The sequence below is a fragment of the Porphyromonas levii genome, assembly GCF_018206105.1.
In the GTDB taxonomy this organism is placed as follows: domain Bacteria; phylum Bacteroidota; class Bacteroidia; order Bacteroidales; family Porphyromonadaceae; genus Porphyromonas_A; species Porphyromonas_A levii.
The window spans coordinates 1-711 of sequence record NZ_JADRGN010000094.1; the positions used below are offsets into that span (position 1 = coordinate 1).

General features: G+C 40.1%; 1 protein-coding gene. It reads right to left on the minus strand.

The genetic code is table 11. The features are described from left to right. Positions 1-107: 107 nt before the first annotated feature. On the minus strand, positions 108-711 hold a 604-nt coding region (locus tag IX315_RS09630), incomplete at its 5' end, for a GLPGLI family protein (protein ID WP_211637535.1).

A 711-nucleotide genomic window follows, 5' to 3' on the forward strand; every position in this document is an offset into this window, starting at 1 on the left:
TATAATTATCTGTAAAGTTTGTTACTATCGAAAACTACTTCACAGATAGACCACTAAGTCTAGCAGCGACAATACTGCCCAAACCAATAATGGTCCTACTCATATCATTATCTATAATCCCTCTCTTTTAAGTCGTAAGGTTTAGGCTGACTTTCATTTACTTGTATTCCCATAGATCTCAATTGCATAGAAACTTTGAGGCCTTCTGTGGCCTTTGATCGTAATAGTTTTATTCTATCAGTCTTTTCTATAGCTCCAACCGTCTTGTCAAAGAGGTCGATAGGCAAAGCATAATACATATTCATTTCTTTTTCCTCAAAGCCAAGTAAAGTGTAGTAATAATGTTTATTTTGATCGTATGCTTCTAAGATAAACCCAGGTAGTCCACCTAACTTCCAAGGTCCATTGTCTATTGGGATCTCAGGGGTGAACCATGCGTACCACCGACGACCCCTAAAATCAGCTGTTGCAAGATGACACTCATAGCCATGTATTATCCGAAGTGAGTCCCGAATCTCCCACACCTGTGGGTGTAAAACATCATTATAGACATACCATTGCATAGCCACAGCATCTGTCACAGTCACATCTCCGGTCTCTGGATAATTCTTATAAATATACTCCTTAGAACGTTTCCCCTCTGGTCGTCCATTCTTAGCAAAAGCCGACTCTATCTCCCCTACCCAAATATTTTTCCCGTTGGGAAGTGCA